This is a genomic window from Rhodopirellula sp. JB055, assembly GCF_043100905.1.
Classification (GTDB): Bacteria; Planctomycetota; Planctomycetia; order Pirellulales; family Pirellulaceae; genus Rhodopirellula.
This window is the reverse complement of the sequence record NZ_JBICHO010000472.1, coordinates 1-2,765: the sequence shown is the minus strand read 5'-3', so window position 1 is coordinate 2,765 and position 2,765 is coordinate 1. Positions and strand designations below refer to the sequence as shown.

General features: G+C 55.2%; 3 protein-coding genes. 1 reads left to right on the top strand and 2 read right to left on the bottom strand.

Annotation, left to right across the window (positions count from 1 at the left end; all coding sequences use genetic code 11):
* Window positions 1-458, bottom strand: a 458-nt coding sequence (locus tag ACF8AM_RS18650) for a Gfo/Idh/MocA family protein (protein WP_392557096.1), incomplete at its 3' end; no start/stop codon positions are given.
* Between the two features lie 206 nt (window positions 459-664).
* Here ACF8AM_RS18650 and ACF8AM_RS18645 point away from each other — a divergent pair.
* Window positions 665-1,870, top strand: coding sequence for a transglutaminase family protein (locus ACF8AM_RS18645; protein ID WP_392557095.1), 1,206 nt, complete (start codon window positions 665-667; stop codon window positions 1,868-1,870).
* 127 nt (window positions 1,871-1,997) lie between these two features.
* Here ACF8AM_RS18645 and ACF8AM_RS18640 read toward each other — a convergent pair.
* A partial coding sequence (locus ACF8AM_RS18640; RefSeq protein ID WP_392557094.1) for a hypothetical protein occupies window positions 1,998-2,765 on the bottom strand: 768 nt, incomplete at its 5' end.

Below are 2,765 nucleotides of genomic sequence, written 5' to 3'. Positions count from 1 at the left end.
CGTTTGTGACAAAAGATCAATCGCGGCGGCCCCAAATTCGTCGCGATCAGTTCCTTCAAACGCAGCGTCGCCGGCGAAAATCGACGTGGCAATCCCGCCATGAACGCCACGCCCGAATCCTGCACGCAAGTCTTGAAATCGCGGTCGCGGACAGGATCGAAATCTAAATCGCTGGCCCAGTACACGGCTTTTCCCGCACGACACGCCGCAGTCGCGGGATGGAAACGAAGCCAAGAATTTTCTAGCACCAAAACCGCATCGATGTCATCGCGTGTCACCAAGGCTTGATAGCCATCGACCGGGTCCGCTTGGAACTCCGAGACCGCCGATTCCGCCAACTTGGACACGTTGCAATAGATCGCACGAACATCGAATCGATCTCCCAGCATCCTGAGCGCAGGCCGATGCATGGATTGCCATTGATCGCCCAATCCGATCAATCCGATTCGCAATTTCACTCGAGTTCCCTTCGCAGTTCGCCTGGATTGTTCATCGAGCGACAATCTAGCAGATTCCAGAGTGACGCGTATGTGGACTCCATCGGGCCCCCATTTGGAAACCACGAAACTCACCCGCTCTTGCCCCTTCCGTCTTCCGTGAACTCACTTCCCGTTATGATCACGGGTCACCCTGTCGATTGCCTCCCTCCCAACCGAGCACTGCGATGCCCTCGACCTCGTTTGTCTCAACGCCAATGCTTCTGCGCCGCCTGACGCACGTCGCCGTTCTGATTTTGCTTCCCGCAGCATCCTTGCTGAATCCTGCATCCTCGCTCGGCCAGGCCCCCACCGAGCCCATTCCCGCGGACTCATTTCCCGCTGAGCAATCTTCGGGCACGACTCAGTCCAAAGTGATCGAGGAATTACCCAAGATCCCCAGTGGGCTCAACCGAGGATTCTCCATCGTGCGAAAGCCCGCCAAACGAGTCACAGCGACGATCGAGTTCGCGGTCGAAACGCCGTCACTGCAAGCCAACACATGGATTTTCGCGATGCCGGAACCACCGAACTTGCCCAGCCAAAAACGAATTCAGTCGACCACGACTCCAGACAGCGAGATCGTTGCAGACAAATCCGCTTTGCAACGTTCCATTCGTCGATGCCGAATCGAGGTCTCGGATGAGTCCCAACGCAGCATCGCCAAATTCCGATGCGACGATGAACTTCAGTTGTTCGCCCGTTCGCTGACCTTTGACAAGAGAGCGACGAAACCCAACGATGATGTTGCCCCGCTTTCGGTTGCCGACCGCGAACACTTTCTGATGCCGACACCGGAATTGGATTACCAATCCGAAACCTTCCAAGCCTGGAAATCCCGCAACCGGTTCCGACGCAGAAAAACCGAAGGTGAAGTCAAATTCGCCCAACGAGTCTTCCAAACACTGGCACACACTTACCAGTATTCGTACGTCCCCAGCGAAGACAGAACGGCATCCCTGTTGTGCCAATCCGACGCCACCGACTGTGGCGGGTTGTCCACTCTGTTCGCCACCGTGATGCGCAGTGAAGGTGTGCCCGCACGAATCCTATCGGGGCGCTGGGCGATCTCAGCCACTCCTGGCGAAACAGTCGACGACCAACCGTATTACCAGTACCACGTGATCGCGGAGTTTTACGCACAAGGCGTCGGCTGGATTCCCTTGGACACCTCATCCGCGATCCTTCACGATCGCACACCAGCGAAATTGCGATTCTTCGGCCAATCGCCAGGCGATTTCATTACCTACCACGTCGATCCCGGAGTCGAGTTCGACACCGACTTGTATGGTGACTACCGCACCGCCTACTTCCAAATCCCTTTGATGTGGGTGTCCGGCCAAGGCACTCTCGAACAATTCAGCCATCAGGAATCCTGGACCGTCCAACCTTGAGCAGGTCGGCAGGAATGATCAGCCACAACCGAGGGCGATGGTGAATCAATCACCATCGCCCTTTTCGCTTTCACAAACTTGGTAACGATCGATCCAGTTGGATCATTGGATCGATCGGTGATGTGGATCAATAGCGGAAAATCATGTCCACGGTCACTCGGTCTTCCAAAACGTCTTTGAACGCGGTCAAGGGAAATTCGTAAGCAACACCCGCTTCGATGTTTCCGCTCGGTTTGAATTTCATACCAACGTTGTGCGTGACCAAGTCGTTGCCTTCCACGTCGGTTGCACCCAAGTTGATCAGGTCTTGGCCTGAGACACCCAAATTCAAACCGGTTTCGGCTTCATCCACCCAGTGCCACCAAGAGTTTTCGGTGAACAAGTAGACTCGGTCGGTCAATTTCACGTCAAAGTGATTGTTCCAGTGCACAGTCGTGCTCTGAACGGATTGATCGACTGGCAATTGCCATCCAAACGAACTGAGGATGTGAGCGTTGCCACCCAGCAAACGTTGACCACCCGTCGCGAAAAAGTGGAATTCGCCATCGCCGACGGCTTGCGACGATTGCTTGCTGCCCATCGGGATCTCGTAGGTGAAACCACCGGACAACAATGTGCCTGATTGGGTGTCACGAATGAGGTTGTATTTCAAACCGGCTGACACATCGGCCCATCCAGAATCCAGCAACAACGTGTCCAGGGTGCCTTCGCTATTGTCCAAGATATAGCCATCTTTCACAGCGATCAGACTCAGGCGTTCTGTCAGTGCGACGCGGAACTGCAACGCGAACAATTGCACTGAACCACCCGCAGGGATGTTGCCCGGACCGAGCGTCGCAGGGAACTGATGCGTCACGAAGATCGGACGCAATTCGGTCAAGTTCCGTGGGTCTTC